22 protein-coding genes are annotated in these 24,889 nt (G+C 63.6%); 19 read left to right on the top strand and 3 right to left on the bottom strand.

Annotated elements, in window-relative coordinates; genetic code table 11:
- Window positions 1-48: 48 nt before the first annotated feature.
- A complete protein-coding gene (locus NKI69_RS17980) occupies window positions 49-1,668 on the bottom strand; it encodes a calcium-binding protein (protein WP_245273057.1) in 1,620 nt (539 codons plus the stop codon).
- Window positions 1,669-2,229: 561 nt separating this feature from the next.
- On the opposite strand from NKI69_RS17980, the gene NKI69_RS17975 reads away from it, so the two are divergent.
- Both NKI69_RS17975 and NKI69_RS17970 read left to right on the top strand, forming a co-directional pair.
- Complete coding sequence (locus NKI69_RS17975; protein WP_352722239.1) at window positions 2,230-3,981, top strand: type I secretion system permease/ATPase; 1,752 nt, start codon at window positions 2,230-2,232, stop codon at window positions 3,979-3,981.
- On the top strand, window positions 3,974-5,350 hold the full coding sequence (locus NKI69_RS17970) for an HlyD family type I secretion periplasmic adaptor subunit (RefSeq protein ID WP_352581652.1): 1,377 nt from the start codon (window positions 3,974-3,976) through the stop codon (window positions 5,348-5,350). Before NKI69_RS17975 ends, NKI69_RS17970 begins: the two co-directional genes overlap by 8 nt.
- 409 nt (window positions 5,351-5,759) lie before the next feature.
- On the opposite strand, the gene NKI69_RS17965 is transcribed toward NKI69_RS17970, so the two are convergent.
- On the bottom strand, window positions 5,760-6,785 hold the full coding sequence (locus NKI69_RS17965; protein ID WP_352722236.1) for an NAD-dependent epimerase: 1,026 nt from the start codon (window positions 6,783-6,785) through the stop codon (window positions 5,760-5,762).
- Window positions 6,786-7,289: 504 nt separating this feature from the next.
- Window positions 7,290-8,240, bottom strand: coding sequence for a LysR family transcriptional regulator (locus NKI69_RS17960; RefSeq protein WP_023808937.1), 951 nt, complete (start codon window positions 8,238-8,240; stop codon window positions 7,290-7,292).
- 93 nt (window positions 8,241-8,333) lie between these two features.
- Between NKI69_RS17960 and NKI69_RS17955 the strand changes: the two genes are divergently transcribed.
- The 17 genes from NKI69_RS17955 (at window position 8,334) to NKI69_RS17875 (ending at window position 24,881) form a co-directional block, all read left to right on the top strand.
- On the top strand, window positions 8,334-9,239 hold the full coding sequence (locus tag NKI69_RS17955; RefSeq protein WP_023808936.1) for a dioxygenase family protein: 906 nt from the start codon (window positions 8,334-8,336) through the stop codon (window positions 9,237-9,239).
- 3 nt (window positions 9,240-9,242) lie between these two features.
- Window positions 9,243-10,202, top strand: coding sequence for a VOC family protein (locus NKI69_RS17950; RefSeq protein ID WP_023808935.1), 960 nt, complete (start codon window positions 9,243-9,245; stop codon window positions 10,200-10,202).
- Window positions 10,199-10,858: an alpha/beta hydrolase gene (locus NKI69_RS17945; protein ID WP_023808934.1), complete on the top strand. Its 660-nt coding sequence runs from the start codon at window positions 10,199-10,201 to the stop codon at window positions 10,856-10,858. The genes NKI69_RS17950 and NKI69_RS17945 overlap by 4 nt, the downstream gene beginning before the upstream one ends.
- Window positions 10,855-11,919, top strand: a complete 1,065-nt coding sequence (locus tag NKI69_RS17940; RefSeq protein ID WP_023808933.1) for a maleylacetate reductase — start codon at window positions 10,855-10,857, stop codon at window positions 11,917-11,919. The genes NKI69_RS17945 and NKI69_RS17940 overlap by 4 nt, the downstream gene beginning before the upstream one ends.
- Before the next feature lie 27 nt (window positions 11,920-11,946).
- Window positions 11,947-13,221 (top strand): ABC transporter substrate-binding protein, encoded by a 1,275-nt coding sequence (locus NKI69_RS17935; protein WP_023808932.1) that lies wholly within the window; start codon window positions 11,947-11,949, stop codon window positions 13,219-13,221.
- Between the two features lie 59 nt (window positions 13,222-13,280).
- Window positions 13,281-13,997, top strand: coding sequence for an ABC transporter ATP-binding protein (locus NKI69_RS17930; protein WP_032908626.1), 717 nt, complete (start codon window positions 13,281-13,283; stop codon window positions 13,995-13,997).
- Complete coding sequence (locus tag NKI69_RS17925; protein ID WP_352722233.1) at window positions 13,997-14,698, top strand: ABC transporter ATP-binding protein; 702 nt, start codon at window positions 13,997-13,999, stop codon at window positions 14,696-14,698. The genes NKI69_RS17930 and NKI69_RS17925 overlap by 1 nt, the downstream gene beginning before the upstream one ends.
- 67 nt (window positions 14,699-14,765) lie before the next feature.
- Window positions 14,766-15,629 carry a branched-chain amino acid ABC transporter permease gene (locus tag NKI69_RS17920; protein WP_023808929.1) on the top strand — a complete coding sequence of 288 codons (864 nt, stop codon included), beginning with the start codon at window positions 14,766-14,768 and terminating at the stop codon, window positions 15,627-15,629.
- 7 nt (window positions 15,630-15,636) lie between these two features.
- A complete protein-coding gene (locus tag NKI69_RS17915; protein WP_352440111.1) occupies window positions 15,637-16,686 on the top strand; it encodes a branched-chain amino acid ABC transporter permease in 1,050 nt (349 codons plus the stop codon).
- Window positions 16,686-18,440 (top strand): FAD-dependent oxidoreductase, encoded by a 1,755-nt coding sequence (locus NKI69_RS17910; protein WP_352722231.1) that lies wholly within the window; start codon window positions 16,686-16,688, stop codon window positions 18,438-18,440. The genes NKI69_RS17915 and NKI69_RS17910 overlap by 1 nt, the downstream gene beginning before the upstream one ends.
- Before the next feature lie 10 nt (window positions 18,441-18,450).
- Window positions 18,451-19,341 (top strand): intradiol ring-cleavage dioxygenase, encoded by an 891-nt coding sequence (locus tag NKI69_RS17905; protein WP_352722229.1) that lies wholly within the window; start codon window positions 18,451-18,453, stop codon window positions 19,339-19,341.
- Window positions 19,341-20,159, top strand: coding sequence for an SDR family NAD(P)-dependent oxidoreductase (locus NKI69_RS17900; protein WP_352440108.1), 819 nt, complete (start codon window positions 19,341-19,343; stop codon window positions 20,157-20,159). Before NKI69_RS17905 ends, NKI69_RS17900 begins: the two co-directional genes overlap by 1 nt.
- Window positions 20,160-20,222: 63 nt before the next feature.
- Window positions 20,223-21,530 (top strand): ABC transporter substrate-binding protein, encoded by a 1,308-nt coding sequence (locus tag NKI69_RS17895; RefSeq protein WP_352440107.1) that lies wholly within the window; start codon window positions 20,223-20,225, stop codon window positions 21,528-21,530.
- 25 nt (window positions 21,531-21,555) lie between these two features.
- Window positions 21,556-22,284, top strand: a complete 729-nt coding sequence (locus NKI69_RS17890; RefSeq protein WP_352722226.1) for an ABC transporter ATP-binding protein — start codon at window positions 21,556-21,558, stop codon at window positions 22,282-22,284.
- Window positions 22,281-23,009, top strand: coding sequence for an ABC transporter ATP-binding protein (locus tag NKI69_RS17885; protein WP_352673900.1), 729 nt, complete (start codon window positions 22,281-22,283; stop codon window positions 23,007-23,009). Before NKI69_RS17890 ends, NKI69_RS17885 begins: the two co-directional genes overlap by 4 nt.
- Complete coding sequence (locus tag NKI69_RS17880; RefSeq protein WP_352440105.1) at window positions 22,996-23,859, top strand: branched-chain amino acid ABC transporter permease; 864 nt, start codon at window positions 22,996-22,998, stop codon at window positions 23,857-23,859. The genes NKI69_RS17885 and NKI69_RS17880 overlap by 14 nt, the downstream gene beginning before the upstream one ends.
- Window positions 23,856-24,881, top strand: coding sequence for a branched-chain amino acid ABC transporter permease (locus NKI69_RS17875; protein ID WP_352440104.1), 1,026 nt, complete (start codon window positions 23,856-23,858; stop codon window positions 24,879-24,881). Before NKI69_RS17880 ends, NKI69_RS17875 begins: the two co-directional genes overlap by 4 nt.
- The last annotated feature ends 8 nt before the right edge of the window (window positions 24,882-24,889 follow it).

The following is a 24,889-nucleotide window of genomic DNA, read 5'->3' as shown; positions in this document are numbered from 1 at the left end:
GCCCAAGGGCCTCGCCGACTTCTTAAAGCGTTTCTTCGCTGGGCTGGTTCAGGTGACCAGAAAAGACGATGCGGTAATCGACAGATGCGGAGAGAGGCTCGCGAAATGGATCTGGTTTGCGCCTCCGACGCCGTCGCTGTCGAAAGAAAGAGCTCCCGTCGAACTGTTGTAGATAATGTGATCGGAACTGTCATGCGCGGCTTTGCCGGCAAAGAAAGCGTCCGACGAGAGGCCCCCCTGATCGAGACCGGCAAAGATGGAATGATCGAGGTGGATTTTGTCCTGCGCTTTGTTGAAATCAGTGATCTTGTCCACGTTTCCAGCACCAAGGGCGGTACTGAACACGAAGGCATCTCTGCCCCCACGCCCGCTCAACGTATCGGCTCCGCCGCCACCGTCGATCTTGTTGCTACCGGCATTGCCTTGAATGGTCTGTCCGAATTCGTTGCCGGTCAGATTGATGGCGGCCTTGCTGGATGCCTTGGTGGTTGCGAGTTGCTCGATATGCGAGCCAGCCGAAAGAGCGAAGCTCACCGAGGCAAGAACCTTATCGGCGCCGCTTCCTCTCTGCTCCACCACCTTGTCGTGGGCATTGTCGACGTAATAGGTGTCATTGCCGCCATAGCCGGTCATCTTGTCCGCGCCACCGCCACCATTGATCTTGTTGGCGCCGCCATTCCCATAGATGGCTTGACCGAATTCGTTGCCGGTCAGGTTGATGGACGCCCTGCCACCCGAACTGGCGGTGGAGAGCTGCTCGATATGTGAGCCCGCCGTAAGAGCGTAACTCACCGAGGCCACGACCTTGTCGACCCCGCCGCTTGGCGCTTCCATCACCTTGTCATGGGCATTGTTGACGAGATATTTGTCATTGCCCGTGGTCGCGTGAAAAACGTCTGCGCCGCGCGTGCCATGGAATATATGATCGCTGTCCGACGGGGCCGGCGCGGCGGGAGCAGGGGCGCCGGCGTCGCTTGGCGGCGTGGTCGGGGTATCGATCGGATCGCTTGCTGGAGGGGCGGCAGAGCCACCGGTGCTTTGGAGGTTGTGCTGCTGGAAGAAGGCCTGCAGTGCCGGCGAATTCTCCAGAGCTGTGTCTCCGTTCTGCGAGCCCCAGGCATAGGCATAATCGAAGGCAGGCGACGGAACCAGTGCTGCCCAATGATCTATCATCGTTTGCATCTGTTCCGTCGTTGGCATCTGATGCTTCCCGCCCGTGTCGGTCGTCCAGTTGCCACCGCCAAAAGTCTGGTAGACCGGAATGATCTTGTCGATCGGGATGCCGGACTTCACTGCCGCGCCCACGGCCCTGTCGATCATGTTGTAGTCGACCGTGCTCACGTCATCGCGCACCGGGTACGGGTCCAACCCGTAATAGTCGATGCCTGTATTGGCCGGATTATAGGTGTTGGAAAAATCCGGATTTGTAGGAGACCCCATATTCATCATGGTGACGAAGGTCTTGGCGCCCGGAAAATGGGAATGGATCCAATCCGATTCCGCTTTCAGGTTTTCGGCAGTTGCATATGTGCCCCACCTGCCGGTGGGATCTGGCTCGTCCATCAGGAAAAATCCGAACACCTTCGGGTTGTTCAGAAATGGTGTAACTTTTTCAATGAAGGAGGAGGTGACGCCGTCATGCGCGCCGAGATAGACGAGGCCTTTCATGCCGTCCGGCAAAGCATTGACCTGCGAGAGATATTGAACATCGACCAGGTTGAACCCGGCGGTTGCGACTTCGGTGGCTGATCCACCGGACGCATAATGGAGTGTCATCCAATGATCCTTTGGTTGATTCGATTTATGCCCCGCGTCTGCTTAGGTGATTGCTACATTAGGATGAAATCAAATACGAAACACAGCGAGATAGAATGTTTGATTGATCTAAGTTGTTGCTCAGTGGCAGGTATTTTGCTCAGCCGACTGTGGCACCTTTGAAAGTGTTTGGGAGCAAGGACATACGCCTCTTTTGCCGGCTCCGTTCTGACCAGTTCCTTTAGCAAAATCGTCATTTTTCGTGAAGTTATCCCCAGACAGGGAGACGTCGGCGGCCGCGTTTCGCCGGTTCATGCCACGAATCCGCTGCATTTTCCTCAAAGTCGACGTATGTAAGCAGAGCGCAATAAGGGGGGCGACGGATAGCGGCTGCTATGCGCATCAAGAAAGGTTTGAGCCATCACAACTTACGGAAGTAACGGCGCGGCAGTGTCGCGCGAACGACCGCTGGTCATGAAAACATCGGGGGCCGGTTCTCCCGAGCTACGTTCCGCCATTCTCGCCTGCATGCCTGGGCTGCTTGGCGTGGCGCTGTTCTCGGCAGTGATAAACATTCTCGCTCTGACCGGTTCGGTCTATATGTTGCAGATTTACGATCGCGTTCTGCCGTCGCAGAGCGTTCCCACCCTGGTGGGGTTCACGATCGGCATGCTGGGTCTGTATGCGGTCCATGGGCTTCTGGATTTCGTGCGGCTTCGCGTGTTGGTCCGCATCGGCAGCCGTCTCTATAGGAATTTGCAGCAAAAGGTGTTCTCCATCTCCCTGTCCCTGCCGCTCAAGGCAGGGCGTGATGCGGACCGTCTGCAGCCTTTGCACGATCTTGACCGACTGCGCGGCTTTCTCTCCGGAACGGGACCGACGGTCATCTTCGACGCCCCGTGGATCCCCTTTTATCTGCTGATCATTTATTTGCTCCATCCTTCGCTCGGCCTGCTGGCGACGGTCGGCGCGATCGCTGTGGTCCTCTTAACAGCGATCGCGGAAGTGTTTAGCCGAGGCCCCGCCGCGCGTGCCTCGGAGGAGCTGCTGTCGCAGCGGGCGCTTGCCGATTCCGGCCGGCGCAACGCCGAAGTCGTTCACGCAATGGGGCTGTCTGGTCGACTGGCTCGACGCTGGAGCGACGTCAGCCGAGCCTATCTCGCCCAGCAGGAACGTCTCTCTGACGTCGTTGGTGGCGCCAGTTCGCTGTCGAAGGCCCTGCGGATGGCGTTGCAGTCCTGTGTTCTCGGTCTCGGCGCTTACCTGGTGATCGGCGGCGAGGCTTCACCTGGGGTGATCATCGCATCTTCCATTTTGCTTGGCCGCGCCTTGGCCCCGGTGGATGCTGCGATCGCAAACTGGAGAGGCTTTCTGTCGGCCCGGCGCAGCTATTCCGAGCTGGCAGCGGTCATGGCGGCATTCGGCCGCCAGGACGAGCCAATGGAGTTGCCTCGGCCGCAGGCGCGGTTTGCGGTCGAGCAATTGACCATTGCGCCGCCCGGCTTGCCAAAGCCAACCGTGGTGAATGTGAGCTTCCATCTGTCGAGAGGCGCTGGGATGGCCGTAATCGGCCCAAGCGGTTCCGGCAAGACAACTTTGGTGCGTTCGTTGGTCGGGGTGTGGAAGCCGCTCCATGGCTCGGTGAGATTGGACGGTGCCTCTCTCGATCAATGGAACTCGGAACAGCTCGGCGCCCATATCGGCTACATGCCGCAGGATGTGGAGTTGTTTGACGGCACGGTAGCAGACAACATTTCGAGGTTCCGAGGCAAGACGGATCCAAAAGGCGTCCTTGCGGCGGCAAAAGCAGCCGGCGTCGAGAAAATGATAATGCAACTCCCTCAGGGATTTCAGACCCGCATCGGCGAGGGCGGAGCGGCCCTGTCGGCAGGGCAGAGGCAACTCGTGGGTCTCGCCCGAGCACTTTATGGCGAGCCGTTTCTTGTCGTGCTCGACGAACCGAATTCGAACCTCGACGTAGATGGGGACGCTGCCCTGGCCGGCGCCATACGGGCAGTGCGTCAGCGCGGAGGCATCGTCATTGTCGTTGCGCATCGTCCTTCGGCTCTCGCCAACATCGATCAGGTATTGGTTATGTCGAATGGGACGGTTCATGCCTTTGGCTCGCGCGAGCAGGTCTTGGCGAACGTGCTCCGACCTTCACCGCCTGTTTCACCTCGGCCATCTTCTTTGGCGCCGATACCGGGTGTTGCCGGACATGCATGAAGGTCTGCTCGAAACATTCGTCACCTTCTCATCGTATGCTCGGACCCTTCGTGGCAGCAAACGGCCTGCCGTGAGCGCGCCAGATCTGCCGGACGGTATACGGGCCAACCTGATATTCGGCTTGGCGATTACCGGTCTGCTGGTCCTTGGCGGCGGCCTATGGCTGGGATTGACCGAGATCGCCGGCGCTGTGGTTGCACCAGCCACCGTGGTGGTGGAAAGCAACGTCAAGAAGGTCCAGCATCAAACCGGAGGCACAGTGGGCGGGATCTTCGCGCAGGACGGAGATCATGTGCGAGGCGGCGACGTGCTGGTCAGGCTGGATGACACGCTGACTCGCGCGAACCTGCAAATCATCAGTGAGGATCTCGATCGCGCGACCGTCCGGCTCGCTCGGCTGGAGGCTGAGCGAACGGGCCTGGCGGAAATGCAACTGCCGGTCGGCCTGAAGGCGCGAATGAACCAGCCGGAGCTGGCTGCGCTCGTCAATGGCGAGCGCGCGCTCTTTGAAACGCGCGCTTCGGCTTTGGCTGGACAGAAGGCACAGTTGAGAAGCCAATCCCAGCAACTTGAACGTCAGATCGACGGCCTCAAAGCGCAACAGAGCGCGGTGGATGAATCGGTTGCTCTGCTGAATAAGGATTTCGCCGACGTTGATTCCCTCTATGCCAAAAAACTCGTCTCCAAGGAGAGGGTGAGCAACATCAGGCTGGATGCCACCCGGGCCAGGGGAGAATCGGGGCGCCTCGCTGCAGCAGTAGCTGAAGCGCAGGCGCGCATCAGCGAAACGGGGTTGCAGATGCTGCAACTGGATGACCAAAGGCGCACTGACGTGACGACCGAACTCCGCGAGACGGAAGCCAAGCAGACCGAACTCAACGAACGGAGGATTGTGGCCCAGGATGAATTGACCAAGACAACGATCCGCGCGCCGCAGTCCGGAACGATACAGGAATCGGCTGTCCATACCGTCGGCGGCGTTATCGCGCCTGGCGAGATGCTCATGACCATCGTACCTGATGCCGACGATCTTGTGGTGGACGCGCTGATCCCTCCGTCGCGGGTCGACGACGTCCGGCCAGGGCAGCCGGTATCGATCCGTTTTCCGGCGTTCGACGTGGGAACCACTCCGGTCTGCCAAGGGTCAGTGAAACACATCTCGGCAGATCTGATTAAAGATCCGCAACGTCAGCTTTCCTATTTCTCGGCGCGTATAAAGGTTGAAAGCAAATCGAACTGCCTGACCGAAGCGAAGGTGCTGAGGCCAGGTATGCCCGCCGAGGTTCATATCCGCACCGATGAACGCAATGTCTGGTCTTATCTGTTGAAACCCTTTGCGGATCAGATGTCCAAGGCATTTACACAGTGATGGCGAGGTGGAGGAGGGCGAGCCAATAGGATGTCGGGATTTCTGGCGGCCCGACGGCTTTTTGGGGGCGGGCGGCCGTCGAGCCTAACCGGCGGCGCGGGGATGAAGCGCCTCCGGCTGGAGGAAACATGCGCGTTATGTGCCGCTACCGCATCATTCGAATAGCGAGGCAGTTTGTCCGCTGTCGGTAGTTTTTTGCCCAATGAAATAAACGAACGCGAATGGCGGATGGCGGGCGAGCGGAACCGCAACATCACCCATCAAAGATCAGTGTTGCTGTGGTGCGAATTGCGGGGGGGGGCGGCCAATCCCGTGGGCGTCGTGCTGGCAGGAGCTGGCGCAGCCATCGAGCATCACTGGACGGTGGCCTGAGGCGAGTTTGCCAGCCGTGATCTTGCAAAGACTTTGTCTATCCCCGCCCGAAATACGCCTGGTACCACTCGACGAACCGCCCCACCCCTTCGGTCACTGTCGTCGTCGGGCGGTAGCCGATCGCCTGCTCCAGCGCCGAGGTGTCGGCGAAGGTATCGGGCACGTCGCCGGGCTGCAGCGGCAAGAGTTCGACGATGGCTTTCCGGCCCAGCGCGTTTTCCAGCGCCTCGACATAGGCGGTCAGCTTCACCGGGTTGTTGTTGCCGATGTTGAAGATGCGCCAGGGGGCGCTGCTTGTGGCCGGATCGGGACGGCTGGAGTCCCAGGCGGCATTGCCCGTGGCCGGGCTGTCGCTGGCGCGGATCACGCCTTCGGCGATGTCATCGACATAGGTGAAGTCGCGCGTGTGGTTGCCGTTGTTGAACAGCTTGACCGGCTCACCGGCCAGGATGTTCCTGGTGAACAGGAACAGCGCCATGTCCGGGCGACCCCAGGGACCATAGACGGTGAAGAAGCGAAGCCCGGTCGTCGGCAATCGGAACAGATGGCTGTAGCTGTGCGCCATCAGCTCGTTGGCGCGCTTGGTCGCGGCGTAGAACTGCAGCGGATGGTCGGCCGGACGATGCTCGGAAAACGGCATGTCGGTGTTGGCGCCGTAGACACTGGAGGTGCTGGCATAGGTCAGGTGCGCGACGGCGCTGTTGCGGCAGGCCTCCAGCATGTTGGTGTAGGCGATGATGTTGCTTTCGACATAGGCATGCGGGTTTTCCAGGCTGTAGCGAACCCCGGCCTGGGCGGCGAGATGGATCACCCGGTCGAATGCATGGTCGGCAAAGCAGGCGTCGACCACGCTCTTGTCGGCGAGATTGCCGCGGATGAAATGATAGCCGGCATTGGTCTTGCGGCTCGCCTCGTCCAGCAGCCGCAGCCTCGCCTCCTTGATCTGCGGATCGTAGTAGTCGTTGACGTTGTCGATGCCGACGACCTCGTCACCGCGCTCCAGCAGCCGCTTGGCTACGTGATACCCTATGAAGCCGGCCGCGCCGGTGACCAGAACCCTCATCAGAAGCGCCCATCCGTAACATGCCTGGGGAACAGACCCTTGATGTCGTAGATGACGCCCGGGGTCTTGGAGGACATTAGCTGATCTGGTCGCGCGGAGTTGCCCTCGCCGTGAGGTGAAGGCAAACCGGTGATAGGAGGCTCAACCAAGATCGATATTCGCACTTACAAACCTTCGGCCTCTTCGTCGTCGAGCATCTGTCACCTCAGCGCACCCTTGCCAGCGCGTGTGGGACGCCGGCTTTGTACCCAACCGAATACAGGCACGGGAGTTCCATTCCTGCACGGAATGGGGTGGGAGAGCCGCACTTCATTGCTGGCGATGCTGAATAGGCGCCATGAACCAGCTTCGCTGATACTGGCGCTCACCGGTGTGCCCTTCAGCTCCTCAAACCGGGATCCCGTTCGGGAAAAACGAGACTGGCCAATGGACGCCCGATCGTCTCGCTGCTCCAAACGTCCGCTCCTGGCTCTTGGAGCTGTAAGGGGCGCCATGTCGGCTGGATTACCGCCCCCAGACGACGGCATTCTCGTGCCGTTTGATGATGTGCTTCAGATTCTCGAAGGCGGTCGTGACGTGGCCGGCGAAGCGCTCTGCCGCCGGCGAGCGCGGTCCGCTGACCCGGCGCAGGATGCCGAGTGAGCGGCTGGGCTGCGGAATTTCATAGGGCAGCACCGTCACCCGGTTTTCCTTGCGCTGCGCGAAGACCACGGAGAATGGCAGCACCGCCAGCGCATCGGTTTCGGCAAGGAAGTTGATCACGCTCATCAGCGAGCCTCCCGAATAGCGGACGTTGAGGTCCGACATGCCGATGCTCATCAGGATCATCTGCAGGTCCGACATCAGCGGAGAGCCGGGTAGGGGGGCTACCCAGGGAAAGCTGGTCAGGTCATGCGCCCTGAGGCGGCGATTTCGCAGCAGGGGATGGTCGGGCCGGCAAGCCACGACGTTGCGTCCGGGCAGGATTTCGGTGAATTCGAAGCCGGGTCCCAGGTCGAGCACGCCGATCGGCACGATCCCGAGATCGATCTGGTTGCTCTCCAGCGCCGCGACCATCTCGGGCAGGTTCATATAGCTTTGCTGAACGGTGACCTCGGGTTCGAGCTTCTGGAATTCTCCGATCATCCGGCTGATCATCGCATCCATGAAGAAGGGCACGCCGCCGACACGGACGACGCCCTTCGTGCCTTTCATGAAGCCCTGGACCGCATCCGACGCCTTGCGCGACGCGGTGATGATCGTGCGGCCCTGCGCCGCCAACTGGAAGCCGAGCGGTGTCGCCTGCAGCGGCCGGCGACCCTTGAGGAAAAGCGGCTCGCCCACCCGCGCCTCCAGCATGGCCAGCGATCGACTGACCGCCGGCTGGGTCAGGCCCAGCATAGCGGCTCCTTCCGACACGCCGCCGGCATCCAGCACCGCGGCGAGCTGCATGAGGTGGCGCTCGTTCAGCTTCATAGCAAAACGCTATACAAGGGACGCCACATCTCATCAAGCATCGCGTCGGGCCGTGCTATCCCGCTTGGCAAGGGGAAGGGAGGCCCCGGCGGAATGCACGGCCAGCACGACCCGAAGCGAGATGAATTCCCCAAGGCGATCTCGACGCAGGCCGAGGAATTCTCACGGCGCCTGACGGCAATGGGCCAGTCCCGCCTGGCGGCGGCGGCGCAGGCAGCCGTCGACGGTTTGCACGCGCTGATCGTCGAGCTGCGACCCTCGGGCGAGGAGTTCCGTCAGGCGATCGATTTTCTGACCGAGGTTGGCCACTACGCCGATGCGCGGCGCCAGGAATGGGTGCTGTTCGCCGACGTCCTGGGCGTGTCGTCGCTGATCGAGGATCAGAACAGCCCGCGCCCTGTTGGGGCGACCCCAAACACCCTGGCCGGCCCCTTCTACCGGGCCGACGTGCCGGTGATGCCGCTCGGCGCGAACATCTCGCGCGATCACAAGGGCGAGCCGCTGGAGGTTGCGGGCCGGATCGTCGCGCTCGACGGCGATGCGATCGGCGATGCGATGGTCGAGATCTGGCAGGCCAATGCCGAGGGTCTCTACGAGAACCAGGAACCCGACAGGCAGCCGGAATTCAATTTGCGTGGACGGTTCCGCACCGATCCGCAGGGACGCTTCGTCTTCGTGACGGTGAAGCCGAAGGGCTACACGCTGCCATCGGACGGACCGGTCGGTCAATTGATGTCGGCGCTTGGCCTTGGCCTCGAGCGGCCGGCCCATATCCATTTTCGCGTCTCGGCGGAGGGCTTCGAGACGCTGACGACCCACATCTTCGACCGGTCGGACCCTGCGATCGGCCGGGATGCCATCTTCGGGGTCAAACCCGAACTCATGGCCGAGTTCCGCGCGCTGCCGCCCAACGGAGGAAAACGGAAGCACGCGCTCGACCTCAACCTCGTGCTCTGTCCACAGCGGCGGGGCGAAACCGAAACCTCTGGGAGGAGATGACCGATGGCACGTGTCAGCGGCTACCACCATTTGACGCTCTCGACCGACAGCGCTCAGGAAGATTTTGATTTCTATACCAAGGCACTGGGCCTGCATTCGGTGAAGCGCACCGTCTTGTTCGACGGCGTCATCCCTGTCTATCACCTCTATTACGGCTCGCCCAACGGCGATGCCTCGACGATCATCACCACCTTCCCGTTCCGCAAGCCAGGCGTCTATGGCCGCCGCGGGTCCAACCAGTCGCGCACCATCATGCAGTCGATTCCCAAGGGGGCCGCGGATTTCTGGGTCGACCGGTTGAACGCGCGCGGCATCGAGGCCATCAAGATCACTCGTTTTGGCGCCGACCGTGCGGCTTTCGCACATCCCTGCGGCATTCCGCACGAGCTGGTGGAAAGCGACAGGGATACGCGCGCGCCGATCACCAACGAGGCGCAGGGCATCGGCAAGGCGCACGGCATCAAGGGAATATACGGCGCCGTGGTGGCGGTGATGGACCGCACTGCGATGGACGACTTCCTGACCATCGCGTTGCCGCTGGAGAAAGAGGCTGACGACCATGAGGGACTGGTGTTCCGCGTGCCCGACGCGACCGGCGTCGCTCAGCGCGTGGAGGTCATTGTCGACCGCGACAGCCCGCAGGGCACCTGGACGCTGGCGGGCGGTACGATCCACCACCTCGCCCTCAACACCGGCGACGAAGAGAACCAGCTGAAACTGCGCGCTCATATCGAGGGTCTCGGCTTCACGGATATATCGGAGCAGAAGGACCGCAACTACTTCAAGTCCTGCTATGTCCGCTCGCCCGGCGGCGCGCTGTTCGAAATTGCCTGGACCACGCCGGAAGGCTGGGCCAAGGACGAGCCTCCGGGCCAGATCGGCAAGACGCTGGTCTTCCCGCCGTGGTTCAAAGATCGTGAGAGCGAATTGCAGGTCGGCCTGGAAGAGGCGGACTTCACGTGAGTTCAGGCAGCGGTCCGCTCCGGCTTGGGCCAAGAGGCCCGGAGGCGAAGGCGATCTGCGTCTTCGTCCACGGCCGTGGCCAATCGCCCGAAGAGATGCAGTCCCATGTGCTGTCGCGGCTTTCCGCAACCGCCGTGGCCTTTATCCTGCCGCGTGCACCACACGGCATGTGGTGGGAGGCGCGTGCCGTCGACCCGTTGACGCCGGTCGCCCGGGCGCAGCTTTCCGACGCGCTCGACCACCTTGCGGCCGCAATGGTCGCGGCGCGGGCCGAACTGCCCGGACTGCCGCTTCTTCTCGCGGGCTTCTCGCAAGGGGCGTGTCTGTCGATCGAATACCTCTGCGCGGGGCTGCCGCCGCCGGATGCTTTGGCGGCCTTCACGGGCTGCCGTGTCGGCGTTCCGGCGGACGAAAGATCCGAGGCCGCGCCGGCCGGAATGCCGATCTATCTTTCCGGCGGCGATGCCGATCCCTGGATACCAGTCTCGGCGTTTGCCGATGCCGCGCAGTCGCTGGGCCGCATTGGCGCGAGCCTGCGGGCCGATCTCTTCCCGGGACGGGGCCATGAGGTCTCGGACGCCGAGATCGTCATGCTGGGCACGATCCTCGACGACCTCGCGGCCGGGCGCGGCCCGCGCATGGAGGCGGCGCGATGATGGACAGCTTCACCTTTCCGGGCCTGACGACACGGGTGGTCTTCGGTGCCGGCACCATAGCTCGCGTCGAAGAGGAAGTCCGGCGGCTCGGCCATGACAAGGTGATGGTGCTTTCGACACCGCATCAGATGGGCGATGCGGAAAGACTGGCCGTAAGCCTTGGTGGCCTCGCCGCCGGGATCTTTGCCGGCGCGGTCATGCATACCCCTGTCGAGGTCACGGAAAAGGCCGTCGGTGCCTTCCGCGGCAGCGGCGCTTCGGCGGTCGTCAGCCTCGGCGGCGGCTCGACCACCGGGCTCGGCAAGGCCATTGCCGTGCGCACGGGCGCCGACCAGGTGGTCATTCCCACCACCTATGCCGGCTCGGAAATGACCGACATCCTCGGCGAGACGGCGGCCGGCGAGAAGACTACCCGCCGCTCGCCGGACATTCGCCCCGAGACGGTGATCTACGACGTCGATCTGACACTGAGCCTGCCGGTAAGTCTCACCGTCACCTCGGCGATGAACGCGATCGCTCATGCGATGGAGGCCTTGTATGCCCCCGATCGCAACCCGGTGATCGTGCTCATGTGCAGGGATGCCATGATTGCCTTCAAGGACGGCATTCCAAGGCTGATCCGCGACCCGCAGGATCGCGCGGCGCGGACGCAGGCGCTCTATGCGGCCTGGTGCTGCTCGACCGCGCTCGGCTATGTCTCGATGGCGCTGCATCACAAGCTGGCGCATGTCTTCGGCGGCTCGTTCGATACGCCGCATGCCGAGACCCACGCCATCCTGCTGCCGTACACGACCGCCTTCAACGAAACGGCGGTGCCTGATCTGTTGCGTCCGATCACTAGGGCATTCGGTGGTGGCTCGGCGGGCGGCGGGCTCTGGGATTTCGCACAGTCGGTCGGCTCCCCGCTGAGCCTGAAGGCGATCGGCATCGAGGAGGCCGATCTCGACCGCGCGGCGGCGATCGCGGTCAAGAATGCCTATGCGAATCCGAGGCCAATCGATCCAGGATCGATAAGGGAACTCCTTCAGGCGGCGTGGGAGGGACGCCGTCCGGGGGCTTGAGAATAAAACAAGAGGGAGGAACTACACATGATCACAAGACGTAGCCTACTGAAAGCCTCGGCGGCGACAGGCCTGGCGCTGGCCGGTTCGCGCCTGGCGACGCCGGCCATCGCGCAAGGCGCCAAGATCCGCCTGGGCTATGTTTCGCCGCAGACCGGGCCGCTTGCCGGCTTCGCGGAGAGCGATGCCTACAACATCAAGGCCTTCCTCGCTTCCGAGGCAGGCAAGAACTTCGAGGTCATCGTCAAGGACAGCCAGTCGAACCCCAATCGCGCGGCCGAGGTGGCGAAGAGCCTGATCGTCGATGACGAGATCAACCTGATGCTCGTCGGCTCGACGCCCGAGAACACCAACCCAGTGGCCACCACCTGCGAGGCGGAGGGCGTGCCGGTCATCTCGACGATGGCGCCGTGGCAGCCCTGGTTCATCGGCCAGCAGGGCAGTCCGGCCGATCCGGCCTCGTGGAAGCCTTTCAACTTCGGCTATCATTATTTCTGGGGTCTCGAAGACATCATCGCCGTCTACACCGGCATGTGGAAGCAGCTTTCCACCAACGGCAAGGTGGGCGGGCTGTTCCCCAACGATGCCGACGGCAATGCCTGGGGCGACCCGAAGAATGGGTTGAAGCCCGGCCTCGACGCCGCCGGCTTCAGCCTTGCCGATCCTGGCCGCTATCAGAACCTTTCGGACGATTTCACCGCGCAGGTCAACGCCTTCAAAGCCGCCAATGCCGAGATCGTTACCGGGGTGGTCATTCCGCCCGACTTCACCACCTTCTGGAACCAGGCCCGCCAGCAGGGCTTCAAGCCCAAGGCGGTGACGGTGGCCAAGGCGATCCTTTTCCCGCAATCGGTCGAGACGCTCGGCGACGCCGGCCACAACCTCTCGTCCGAGGTCTGGTGGTCGGCCTCGCATCCGTTCAAATCGTCGCTGACGGGCGAGAGTTCGGCCGAACTCGCTGCGGATTTCACCGCCAAGACCGGCCGTCCCTGGACCCAGCCGATCGGTTTTGTCCATTCGCTGTTCGAGGTGGCGGCCAATGTCATGGGCCGCGTGTCGGATCCAACCAATGCCGAGGCGATCGCGGCGGCGATAGCGGCCACCGACATGACGACGGTAGTGGGCAAGGTGGCCTGGAGCGGTGCGGGATTGCCACCTTTCGCCGCGAAGAACGTCTGCAAGACGCCGCTCGTTGGCGGGCAGTGGCGCAAGAAGGCCGGTGGCGGCTTCGATCTGGTGATCGTCGAAAACGCCGGCGCCTCCCAGATACCCACCGCCGGCAAGATGGAAGCCCTGGCCTGACGCTGCCGAGGGCGGCTGATACCGCCGCCCTCGTTCGGCGCGACCCAAGGATGACAGTGATGATACTCAGGCTGGAAAACGTTTCGAAGTCCTTCGGCGCCTTGAAGGTTGCGGATTCCGTGACCGTCAGCGTGCCGCGCGGCGAAGCGCTGGGCATTATCGGCCCGAACGGCGCCGGAAAATCGACGCTCTTCAACCTGATCACCGGCAACTTGTTTGCAAATGAGGGTCGCATCGAATTGCTCGGCCGCGACGTGACCCGTGCTCCGGCGATGGAGCGGGTGCGCATGGGCGTTGGCCGCAGCTTCCAGATTCCGCAGCCTTTCGAGGGGCTGACCGTGTTCGAAAATCTCTTGACCGCTGCCGCCTTCGGCCGCGGCGCACGCGAGGCCGAGATGGTCGACGATTGCGCTGGTATCCTCGAGGAGACGGAGCTTCTCAGGAAGGCCAATTTCGTGGCCGGCTCGCTGAGCCTTCTCGACCGCAAGCGCCTCGAACTCGCCCGCGCCCTGGCGACAGGCCCTGAGCTTCTGCTCCTGGACGAGATCGCCGGCGGTCTGACGGAGGGCGAATGCAAGGCCCTGGTCGCGACGATCAAGGCGATCCACGCCAGGGGCACGACAATCATCTGGATCGAGCATGTGCTGCACGCCCTGAATTCGGTGGTCGAGCGGCTTCTCGTGCTGGATTTTGGGCGTGTGATCGGGATCGGTGCGCCTGATGAGATCATGGCCTCGAAGGCGGTTCGCGAAATCTATCTGGGGCTCGAGGTCTGATGCTGGAAACGCGCGGCCTCACCGCGAATTACGGCCAGTTCCGGGCGCTGTTCGGTGTGGATATCAGCGTGGCCGCGGGCGAATGCGTGGCGATCATCGGCGCCAATGGCGCCGGAAAATCCACGCTGATGCGCTCGATCACGGGCGTGATCGGCAACGAGCCCGGCATGGTGCTGCACAGGGGCGAGCCGATTGGCGCGCTGTCTTCGGCCGAGATCATGAAGCGCGGCATTGCCATGGTGCCGGAGGGGCGCCGACTGTTCCCTTCGCTGACCGTCGAGGAAAACCTGCTGGTCGGCGGGCAAGCGCGCAAGGTGCCGGGGCCGTGGAACCTCGACGCCGTCTATGACCTTTTCCCGATCCTGCGCGAGCGGCGCAAGAGCCCCAGCACCGCGCTCTCGGGCGGCCAGCAGCAGATGGTGGCGATCGGCCGGGCGCTGATGTCGAACCCCCAATTGCTGCTCTGCGAAGAGATCAGCCTCGGCCTCGCGCCGGTCGTCATCCGCGATATCTACGCAGCCCTTCCCAGGATCCGCGAAGGCGGCGCCGCGATCGTGCTGGTGGAGCAGGATATCGGCAAGGCGCTGGCGGTGGCCGATCGCGTCTACTGCATGATGGAGGGTCGCGTCACGCTGGCCGCCAGGGCGGCTGAGGTCACGCGCGAAGACATCCATTCCGCCTATTTCGGAGTGGCGGCATGACGCGGCAACCGAGGCTCTGTCATCTGCTCGCGCAGCGCTCTTATGGCCTGATCGAGGTGGCGCGGCGATGATCTGGCTGGACACCCTCGTGCAAGGGATTCTGCTGGGCGGGCTCTATGCCTTGTTCGCAGCGGGATTGAGCCTCGTCTTCGGTATCATGCGGCTGGTGAACCTCGCCCATGGCGACCTCATCATTCTTGCCGCCTACCTGGTTTTGATGGGCGTCACGCTGCTCGGCCTGTCGCCCTGGATTGCCGCTCTGGTCGCCATGCCGGTGATGTTCGCGCTCGGCTGGCTGCTGCAGACCGCCGTTCTGAACCGCGTGCTGGGCAAGGACATCCTGCCGCCGCTTTTGGTCACCTTCGGCCTGTCGGTCGCCCTGCAGAACGGCCTGCTCGAGGCCTTCTCCGCCGACAGCCGCCGCATCCCGGTGGGCGCGTTGGAAGGGGCATCGCTCGATCTCGGGCTGGTCACGGTGGGGATCATGCCGCTGATGACCTTTGCCTCGGCGATCGTGATGATCATTGCGCTCAACGCGCTCTTCTACCACACCGCCCTCGGCCGTGCCTTCCGCGCCACCTCGGACGACGTCGTGACGGCGGGGCTGATGGGGATAGAGCCGAAGCGGATCTTCGCGATCGCCACCGGGATCGCCATGGTCGTCGTGACGCTGGCGGCACTCTATCTCGGCATGCGGGCGAACTTCGATCCTTCGATCGGACCGGCGCGGCTGATCTATGCCTTCGAGGCGGTGATCATCGGCGGCCTCGGCAGCCTGTGGGGGACGCTCGCGGGCGGGATCATCATCGGCGTGGCGCAGACGTTTGGCGCCGCGCTGAATCCGGAATGGCAGATCCTGGCCGGCCACATCGCCTTCCTGGCCGTGATGCTGCTCAAGCCGCGCGGGCTTTTTCCGCGCGCAGTGGATTGAGGGCGGCATGTATCGACTGACAACCCGCACCCGCGCCGGAACCGTGACCGCGATCATCGTGCCGATCTTCATCGTCGCCGCGCTCGCGCTGCCTGCCGTGGCCTCGCGTGGCGTCATACAGGATCTCTTCTTCATCCTCACCATGCTGACGCTGGCGCAGATATGGAACCTGCTGGCGGGCTATGGCGGCCTGGTGTCGGTGGGCCAGCAGGCTTTCGTTGGCATCGGCGCCTATGCGATGTTCGCCGGCGTGATCCTGCTCGGCTGGAATCCGGTCCTGGCGATCCCGCTGGGCGGCCTTGCCGCTCTGGTGCTGGCGGTTCCGACGGCCTTCTTCGCGTTCCGTTTGCAGGGCGCCTATTTCGCCATCGGCACCTGGGTGATCGCCGAAGTGACGCGACTGCTGGTCGCGCAGTGGAAGGCGCTCGGTGGCGGCACCGGCACCTCGCTGCCGCGCGAGGCGACGAGCAGTATCCTGGGCACCGATGCGGTCCGGGCGCTGTTCGGGGTCCGCGAGGCCGCGGCACGCGATGTTATGGCCTACTGGCTGGCTTTGGCGCTGCTCGTGGCCGTGACGGGAGGCATTTATTGGCTGCTGCGCAGTCGCCTCGGGCTGGCGCTGGCGGCCGTGCGCGACAATGTCGACGCGGCGCAATCGGTGGGCGTCGATACCGGCCGGCTCAGATGGGCGGTCTTTCTGATCGCCGCGGCCGCCACCGGGCTGACCGGCGCGCTGATCTTCCTGCAGACGGCCCGCATCTCGCCGAGCGCGGCCTTTGCCGTCACCGACTGGACCGCCAACGTCATCTTCATTGTCGTCATCGGCGGCATCGGCACCATCGAGGGGCCGATCCTCGGCGTGCTGGTCTTCTTTGCGCTGCGTTCGGCGCTGGCCGACTACGGCAGCTGGTACTTGATGACGCTCGGCCTCATCGCCGTCGTCGTGATGCTTTTTGCACCAAAGGGGCTGTGGGGCCTGATCGCGTCCCGCAATGGCCTGCACCTGTTTCCGGTTCGCCGCAGGCTGACCGGTCCGAAGATCGAGGGAGGAATTTGATGGCGGATATCGAAACCGACGTGCTGATCATCGGCACGGGCCCAGCCGGCTCGGCCACGGCGGCACTTCTGTCCAGCTACGGCGTGGCCAACATGATCGTCAATCGCTACCGCTGGTTGTCGAACACGCCGCGTGCCCACATCACCAACCAGCGCACCATGGAAGTGCTGCGCGACCTCGGTCCGGATGTCGAGGCGGAGGCCATGATGCACGCCTCGCCGCAGGAGCTGATGGGCGAGAACGTGTTCTGCGAAAGCCTGGCCGGCGAGGAGATCGGCCGCATGAAGAGCTGGGGCATCCACCCGCTCTCGAAGGCCGAACATCTCCTGTCGTCTCCCTGCTTCATGAACGATCTGCCGCAGACCTTCATGGAGCCGATCCTGTTCAAGTCGGCCTGCGCCCGCGGGACGCAGGCACGCATGAGCACGGAATATGTCAGCCATGTCCAGGATGCGGACGGCGTGACGACGACCTGCCACGATCGGCTGTCGGGCAAGGATTTCACCGTGCGGTCGAAGTTCCTCGTCGGTGCCGACGGCGGCAACTCGCTGGTGGCCGAGCATCTGGGCCTGCCGCTCGAAGGCAAGATGGGCGTCGGCGGCTCGATGAACATCCTGTTCAGGGCCGATCTCTCGAAGTATGTCGCCCACCGGCCAAGCGTCCTCTACTGGGTCATGCAGCCCGGCGCCGACGTCGGCGGCATCGGCATGGGCCTCGTTCGCATGGTGCGGCCCTGGACCGAGTGGCTGATCGTCTGGGGCTACGACATCAACCAGCCGCCGCCGGACGTGACGCCGGAACTGGCCACCAGCGTCGCGCGTCAACTGGTCGGAGATCCCGCGCTCGAGATCGAGCTCCTGGGCGCGAACACCTGGACCGTGAACAACTGCTTCGCCACGCACATGCAGAAGGGGCGGGTGTTTATCATGGGCGATGCCGCGCACCGGCATCCGCCCTCGAACGGGCTCGGCTCGAACACATCGATCCAGGACGGGTTCAACCTCGCCTGGAAGCTTGCCAAGGTCATCAAGGGGCAGGCGGGGGTCGGGCTTCTGGACAGCTTCTCGGCCGAGCGCGCACCGATCGCGCGCCAGATCGTGACACGGGCGAACCAGTCCATCGCCGAATTCGGACCGATCTTCGAGGCGCTCGGCATGGACGGCGGCGTGGATCACGACAAGATCCAGAGGAACATGGAGGCTCGCGCCGATGCGACGCCCGTCGCCGAAGCGCAGCGCGAGGCGCTCCGCAAGGCCATCGCCTTCAAGAAGTACGAGTTCGACGCCCATGGCGTCGAGATGAACCAGCGCTATGCCTCGGGCGCGGTGGTGACCGACGGCCAGCGCGAGCCGGCCTTCGAGAAGGATCGCGAGCTGCACTATGCGCCGACAACCTGGCCGGGCGCGCGCTTGCCGCATGTCTGGGTCTTCGAGCGCTCGGGCAGGAAGGTCTCGACGCTCGATCTTTGCGGGCATGGCGAGTTCACGCTGTTGACCGGCATTGGCGGAGAGGCGTGGGTCGCCGCGGCGGAGACGGTGGGCGCGGAGCTCGGTCTGCCGATCCGCAGCCATGTGATCGGCCCACGCCGCGCGATCGAGGATCATACCGGCGACTGGGCCGGCGCACGGGAGATCCGCGACACCGGCTGCCTGATCGTTCGTCCCGACCACCACGTCGCCTGGCGCAGCGAAACGCTGGCGGCCGATCCGGCGGCCGAACTACGCCGGGTCTTCAAATCCGTTCTGGCGCGCTGAGGAGGATCCCATGATCGACGAACACGAATCCGGCTATTTCACCGAAGCGAACTCGGCCGAGGTCGTCGTGGCGCGGAACCGGAACGCTGGGGATGAGCGGCTCAAAGAGGTGACGGAGGTCATCACCCGCAAGCTGCACGAGGCGGTGAAGGAGATCGAGCCGACACAGGAGGAATGGTTCGGCGCGATCATGTTCCTGACGCAGACGGGCCAGATCTGCAACGAGTGGCGGCAGGAATACATCCTGTTGTCGGATGTTCTCGGTATCTCGATGCTGGTCGATGCGATCAACAACCGCAAGCCGTCGGGCGCCTCGGAATCGACGGTGCTGGGACCCTTCCACGTCGCCGACGCCCCCGAACTGCCGATGGGCTCCAACATCTGCCTCGACCAGAAGGGCGAGCCCATGTTCGTGCATGGCCGCATCCTCGATACCGAGGGCAACCCGATCGCAGGCGCCAAGATCGACGTCTGGCAGGCCAATGACGAGGGCTTCTACGACGTGCAGCAGAAGGGCATCCAGCCCGACTTCAACCTGCGCGGCGTCTTTCGCACCGGCGCCGACGGACGTTACTGGTTCCGCGGCGTGAAGCCCAAATACTATCCGATCCCGGATGATGGTCCGGTCGGCAAGCTGCTGGGCGCGCTGGGGCGTCACCCCAATCGTCCGGCGCATCTCCACTACATCGTCGAGGCCGAGGGCTTCGAAGCGCTGACCACGCACATCTTCGACCCGGACGACCCGTACATCGATTCAGATGCCGTCTTCGGCGTGAAGAAGAGCCTGCTCGCCGAATTCCGCAAGGTCGAGAACGCCGAAGCTGCCGCCAGGGTCGAGGTTGCGGCCCCGTTCTACGACGTGGAGTTCGATTTCGTGCTGTCGCACAAAGGAGGAAACTGATGGCCGCACTTGAGGAGATGTTCGATGTCAGAGGCAAGTCGGTGATCGTCACCGGCGGCGCCAGCGGCATCGGGCAGGCCTATGCCGAGATCATGGCCGAGCACGGGGCGAAGGTCTGCATCTTCGACCTGAACCCTGCCGGGCTTGACACGACCGTGGCCGCGATCAGGGCGGTGGGTGGCGATGTCTGGGGCCAGGTTGTCGACGTCGGCGACCGTGCGGCCATGGCCGCAGCCTTCGACAAGGTCGCCGGGAAGGCGGGCTCGATCGATGTCGTATTCGCCAATGCCGGGATCGATGCCGGGCCGGGCTTCAACACCCAGACGGGCGAAAGGAACCCCGAGGGCGCCATCGAGAACCTGCCCGACGAGCACTGGGACAAGGTGATCGAGATCAACCTGACCTCGGTCTACACCACGATCAAACATGCCGTCCGGCACATGAAGCCGAATGGCGGCGGCCAGATCATCGTCACGTCGTCCATTGCATCGCTGATCAACGAGAGCATCGTGGGCACGCCCTACATGCCCGCCAAGGCCGCGGTGAACCATCTCGTTCGCCACATGGCGATGGAGCTTGGCGCCTACAACATCCGCATCAATGCCATCCTGCCCGGACCGTTCATCACCAACATCGCCGGCGGTCGGCTGCGCAACCCGGCGGACCGCGAGGCCTTCGAGGCCCAGTCGCTGCTCGGTCGGATCGGCGACCCCGAAGAGATCAAGGGCCTGGCGCTTTATCTGGCGTCGCCTGCCGCTTCCTACGTGACGGGCTCGCTGATCGTCATCGATGGCGGCTCGCTGCTGCGGATGACCTGAACACGCTTTGAACTGAGACCGGTCCCGTGGGCCGGAGAAACTTAACCCAGGGAGGAACCGACGATGAGCTACTACAACAGACTGGTGAAATCGGGCTTGCGGCCCAGCCGCCGAAGTGTCCTGAAGGGGATTGGAGCCGGCGTTGCCGCCAGCACGCTGGGCATGCCGGCCTATGTGCGCGCCGCGACCGCCGGGAAGATCAAGCTGGGCTACCTCAGCCCGACGACCGGACCGCTCGCCCTTTTTGGTGAAACGGATGACTACACCTTGCAGCAGATACGCGCCCTGCTCGGCGGCCAGCTGCAATGCGCCGACGGCAATACTTACGAAATCGAGATCCTCGACCGCGACAGCCAGTCCAATCCGAACAAGGCATCGGAAATCGCCGGCAATCTGATCCTGAACGACGAGGTTCATCTGCTCGTGCCGGCCTCGACCACCGACACGATCCTGCCCGCGGCCGAGCAGGCCGAACTTTATGAAACGCCCTGCATTTCCTCGGGCGCTCCCTGGCAAGCGGTGATCATGCCGCGCGGCGGCGGCAAGCAGACCTTCGACTGGACCTATCATTTCTTCTGGGGCCTCGACGAGGCGTTGAACACCTTCGTCGGGCTCTGGAACCATTTGGAGACCAACAAGAAGGTCGGGATGCTGTTCCCGCAGAACATCGACGGCGAGACCTGGGGCAACGACGAATATGGCTTGCCAGCGCCGACCCGCAAGGCCGGCTACGAGGTCGTGGTGCCCGGCTATTTCCAGCCCCGCACCAATGATTTTTCCGCACAGATCGCCGAGTTCAAGAAGCAGGGCTGCGAGATCATCGGCGGCATCACCTATCCCGACGATCTGAAGACCTTCGTCACCCAGTGCAACCAGCAGGGCTTCAAGCCGAAGGCGGTCACGGTGGCGGCGGCGCTCCTGTTCCCGGGCGGTGTCGAGGCGATGGGGCCGCTTGGCAACGGCATGTCCTCGGAGGTCTGGTGGACCCCGGCCTTCCCGTTCAAGTCGTCGCTGACCGGGCAGATCAGCAGCGACATCGCCAGCCAATGGGAAGCCGATACGAAGCGCCAGTGGACGCAGCCGCTTGGCTATTCGCACGCGCTGCTGGAGGTCGCGCTCGACATCCTGAAGCGCTCTTCCAATCCGCTCGACCGTGCGGCCAATCGTGACGCTCTGGTCGCTACCGATCTGCAGACGCTGGTCGGTCATATCAAGTTCGACGGCTCGCCCCACAAGAACATCTGCAAGACGCCGATCTTCGGCGGCCAGTGGGTGAAGGGTGAGAAATGGCCTTATGACCTGAAGATCGTCGACAACACGGTCAATCAGCTCTTCGCGCCGCAGCAGGCTATCCAGCCGATCGCCTGGTGACATGAGCGGGAACGCGGGCACAGTTATGGGTAGGGAAATCCTGCTGAAAGCGCACGGCGTGTCGAAGTCCTTCGGCGCTGTCCGCGTCCTGCATGACGTGAGTTTCGACGTGCATAGGGGCGAGGTCCTGGGCATCCTAGGCCCGAATGGGGCGGGCAAAACGACGCTGTTCAACATGATCAGCGGCGATTTGAAGACGTCCGGCGGCGAGATCCAGCTCGGCGACACCGCGCTTCGCGGCGAGCCGCCCTTCCGGCGTTGCCAGATGGGGATCGGGCGGACCTATCAGATCCCGCGTCCCTATTCCGGCATGACCACCTTCGAAAACCTGGTGGCGGCCGCCTCTTTGGGGGGCGGCCGGTCCGAGAAGCAGAGCTATGCTTTCTGCGCCCAGGTCCTGCGCGATTGCGAGCTCTCCGACAAGGCCAATGTCTCGGCCGGCGCTCTCACTCTGCTCGATCGCAAGCGGCTGGAGTTGGCGCGCGCGCTGGCGTCGGATCCGAAGCTGCTGCTGCTGGACGAGATCGCGGGTGGGCTGACCGACGATGAATCGAAGGCGCTGGTAGCGCTGGTGCGCCGCATCCGCGACCGTGGCATCACCATCGTGTGGATCGAGCATGTGTTGCACGCGCTGCTGGCGGTGGCCGACCGGTTGTTGGTGCTGAACTTCGGCGAGAAGATCGCTGAAGGCGTGCCCGCCGAAGTGATTGCGCTGCCCGAGGTCCAACGCGTCTACATGGGGATCGAGGCATGACGGCCGTTCTTTCCACCCACGGGCTGTTGGCCCGCTATGGCGATTTCCAGGCGCTCTACGGCGTCGACATCGAGCTGCACCAGGGTGAGGCCGTGGCCTTGATCGGCGCCAACGGGGCAGGAAAATCTACACTCCTGCGTTCGATCATGGGCCTGCTCCCGGTCCGGCGCGAGATGGTGCTGCTGCAAGGGGAGGCCGTTGGCGGCACCACCACCGACCGCATGGTGCAGAAGGGTGTCGCCATCGTGCCGGAGGGCCGCCGGCTCTTCACCGGCATGTCGGTCGAGGACAATCTGCGCGTCGCCATCGACCAGGCCGCGCGCATAGGCGCCAAGGGCGGATGGACGCTGCCGCGGTTGCATCAGCTGTTCCCGATCCTCAAGGAGAAGGCCCGCACGCAGGTCCAGAGCCTCTCGGGCGGGCAGCAACAGATGGTGGCGATCGGCCGCGCGCTGCTCTGCCAGCCGCGCGTGCTGCTCTGCGACGAGATCAGCCTTGGTCTTGCGCCGAAGGTGATCCGCGAGATCTATGCCGCCTTGCCCGAAATCCGCGCCACCGGAACGGCGATGATTGTGGTCGAACAGGATGTCGGCCTCGCCCGAACCGCCACGGACCGCCTCTACTGCATGCTGGAGGGGCGCGTGACCCTGACCGGCAGGTCCGCCGAGATCACGCGCGAGCAGATCGGCAAAGCCTATTTTGGAGCAGGCCATGGAGTGGTTTGACGCCTTGGTGCAGGGGGTCCTGCTGGGCGGCATGTATGCCCAGTATGCGCTCGGCATGGCGCTCATGTTCGGCGTCATGCGGATCGTCAACATCAGCCATGGCGATCTTGTGATCCTTTTGTCGCTGATCGGCATCTCGATCGCCACGGCCTGGGGTCTGGGGCCGCTGCCTGTGCTGATCGTACTGGTGCCGCTCGCGGTGCTGATGGGCTGGGTGCTGCAGAAGGCCGTGCTGAACCGGGTGGTAGGGAGCGATCCGCTGCCCTCGCTGATCGCGACCTTCGGACTGTCGATCGCGCTGCAGAACCTGATGCTGCAGATATGGTCCGCGAACAGCCGATCGTTGCCCGGCCATGGAATCGAGAGTCAATCCATCGAGATCGGCGGTATCTATGTCGGCCTCCTGCCGCTGATCGTGCTGGCCGTCGCCACGGGGTTGACAGGAGGCCTCGACCTGACGCTGAAGCGCACGCGCTTCGGCCGGGCGCTCCGCGCCGCGTCGGCGGATGTCGAGGCAGCGGCAATGACCGGCATCAATCCGCGCGCTGTCTATGCGATGGCGACAGCGGCAGCGGTCGGCATCCTCGGTTTTGCAGCCGTCTTCCAGGCGTTGCGGTCGACCGTCGCGCCGGCCGACGGACCTGCCCAACTGATCTACGCCTTCGAAGCGGTGATCATCGGCGGCATGGGGACGGTATGGGGCGCCTTCGCCGGCTCGATGGTCCTCGGCATCTCGCAGGCCGTCGGCTTCCGCATCGATCCGGGCTTCGGCGTGCTCGCCGGACACATCGTCTTCCTGATCGTGCTGGCGACCCGCCCGCAGGGCCTGTTTGGAAAGGCATTGTCATGAGTGCGATCCCCTATGTGGCAACCGAGGTGCCTGAGGTCCTGGTCCAGCGCCAGACCCGGTCCGGTCGCATCGCGATGACGCTGGCTGTGCTGGCGCTGATCGGTGTCGCCGCCATGCCGTGGTGGGCCTCGACCGGCACGATCCGGTCGATTCTGGTGCTGTGCTGCTACATCGCCGTCGCGCAGATGTGGAACCTGCTAGCCGGCTATGCCGGCCTCGTCTCGGTGGGCCAGCACGCCTTCATGGGTGCTGCCGGCTATGCGCTTTTCGTGCTGGCGCAGACTTACGGCATCAATCCGTTTGTGGCGGTCTTCCTTTCGCTGCTGGCGCCGGCCGCGCTGGCCGTGCCGATCTACCTGCTGCTGCATCGCCTGGATGGCCCCTATTTTTCGATCGGCACATGGGTGGTGGCCGAGGTATTCCGGCTGGCCGCCTCGAATCTCCCGCTCGTCAATTCCGGCGCGGGGATGTCGCTTCGCGTGATGAAGGACTATTCGGCCTTCGAGCGGAATGTCGCCATGTCGCTGCTCTGCGCGGGGATGCTGCTCGTCACGCTGGGCGGCAGCTATTGGCTGCTTCGCTCGCGCTTCGGCCTTGCGCTGATCGCCATGCGCGACAATCCGGTCGCGGCCGCGAGCCAGGGCGTGAATGTCGTCAAGCTGCGCTTCCTGATCTACGTCGCGTCGGCGGTCGGCTGCGGCCTTGCGGGCGCCATCTATTTCATGGCGCAACTGCGCATCACCCCGGGTTCGGCCTTTGATCCGATGTGGGCGAACGTCGCGATCTTCATCGTCATGGTCGGCGGGATAGGGTCCATCGAGGGCGTTCTGATCGGATCCCTGATTTTCTTCATCGCGGACCGCTGGTTCGGTGAATACGGCGCGAGCTATTTCGTCGTCCTCGGCCTGATGACGCTGCTGGTGGCGCTCTACGCCCGCACCGGCATCTGGGGCCTGATCTCGAAACGGTGGGATGCGCCATGGTTCCCGATCCGACGCAGGCTCGTCGATCCGAACCGCTGAGAGGGAGG

The sequence above is a fragment of the Mesorhizobium sp. M0491 genome (assembly GCF_040321265.1).
Lineage (GTDB): Bacteria > Pseudomonadota > Alphaproteobacteria > Rhizobiales > Rhizobiaceae > Mesorhizobium.
The sequence above is the reverse complement of the archived record's forward strand: the minus strand, read 5'-3'. Positions and strand labels throughout refer to the sequence as shown.

What these genes read in the sequence shown, in the direction of transcription:
- NKI69_RS17975 (WP_352722239.1), top strand. Translation starts at nt 2,230, where the DNA reads ATGAAAACATCGGGGGCCGGTTCTCCCGAGCTACGTTCCGCCATTCTC.
- NKI69_RS17955 (WP_023808936.1), top strand. Translation starts at nt 8,334, where the DNA reads ATGCACGGCCAGCACGACCCGAAGCGAGATGAATTCCCCAAGGCGATC.
- NKI69_RS17950 (WP_023808935.1), top strand. Translation starts at nt 9,243, where the DNA reads ATGGCACGTGTCAGCGGCTACCACCATTTGACGCTCTCGACCGACAGC.
- NKI69_RS17905 (WP_352722229.1), top strand. Translation starts at nt 18,451, where the DNA reads ATGATCGACGAACACGAATCCGGCTATTTCACCGAAGCGAACTCGGCC.
- NKI69_RS17900 (WP_352440108.1), top strand. Translation starts at nt 19,341, where the DNA reads ATGGCCGCACTTGAGGAGATGTTCGATGTCAGAGGCAAGTCGGTGATC.
- NKI69_RS17940 (WP_023808933.1), top strand. Translation starts at nt 10,855, where the DNA reads ATGATGGACAGCTTCACCTTTCCGGGCCTGACGACACGGGTGGTCTTC.
- NKI69_RS17960 (WP_023808937.1), bottom strand. Translation starts at nt 8,240, where the DNA reads ATGAAGCTGAACGAGCGCCACCTCATGCAGCTCGCCGCGGTGCTGGAT.
- NKI69_RS17895 (WP_352440107.1), top strand. Translation starts at nt 20,223, where the DNA reads ATGAGCTACTACAACAGACTGGTGAAATCGGGCTTGCGGCCCAGCCGC.
- NKI69_RS17930 (WP_032908626.1), top strand. Translation starts at nt 13,281, where the DNA reads ATGATACTCAGGCTGGAAAACGTTTCGAAGTCCTTCGGCGCCTTGAAG.
- NKI69_RS17965 (WP_352722236.1), bottom strand. Translation starts at nt 6,785, where the DNA reads ATGAGGGTTCTGGTCACCGGCGCGGCCGGCTTCATAGGGTATCACGTA.
- NKI69_RS17910 (WP_352722231.1), top strand. Translation starts at nt 16,686, where the DNA reads ATGGCGGATATCGAAACCGACGTGCTGATCATCGGCACGGGCCCAGCC.
- NKI69_RS17970 (WP_352581652.1), top strand. Translation starts at nt 3,974, where the DNA reads ATGCATGAAGGTCTGCTCGAAACATTCGTCACCTTCTCATCGTATGCT.
- NKI69_RS17915 (WP_352440111.1), top strand. Translation starts at nt 15,637, where the DNA reads ATGTATCGACTGACAACCCGCACCCGCGCCGGAACCGTGACCGCGATC.
- NKI69_RS17925 (WP_352722233.1), top strand. Translation starts at nt 13,997, where the DNA reads ATGCTGGAAACGCGCGGCCTCACCGCGAATTACGGCCAGTTCCGGGCG.
- NKI69_RS17875 (WP_352440104.1), top strand. Translation starts at nt 23,856, where the DNA reads ATGAGTGCGATCCCCTATGTGGCAACCGAGGTGCCTGAGGTCCTGGTC.
- NKI69_RS17890 (WP_352722226.1), top strand. Translation starts at nt 21,556, where the DNA reads ATGGGTAGGGAAATCCTGCTGAAAGCGCACGGCGTGTCGAAGTCCTTC.
- NKI69_RS17885 (WP_352673900.1), top strand. Translation starts at nt 22,281, where the DNA reads ATGACGGCCGTTCTTTCCACCCACGGGCTGTTGGCCCGCTATGGCGAT.
- NKI69_RS17920 (WP_023808929.1), top strand. Translation starts at nt 14,766, where the DNA reads ATGATCTGGCTGGACACCCTCGTGCAAGGGATTCTGCTGGGCGGGCTC.
- NKI69_RS17935 (WP_023808932.1), top strand. Translation starts at nt 11,947, where the DNA reads ATGATCACAAGACGTAGCCTACTGAAAGCCTCGGCGGCGACAGGCCTG.
- NKI69_RS17880 (WP_352440105.1), top strand. Translation starts at nt 22,996, where the DNA reads ATGGAGTGGTTTGACGCCTTGGTGCAGGGGGTCCTGCTGGGCGGCATG.
- NKI69_RS17980 (WP_245273057.1), bottom strand. Translation starts at nt 1,668, where the DNA reads ATGAAAGGCCTCGTCTATCTCGGCGCGCATGACGGCGTCACCTCCTCC.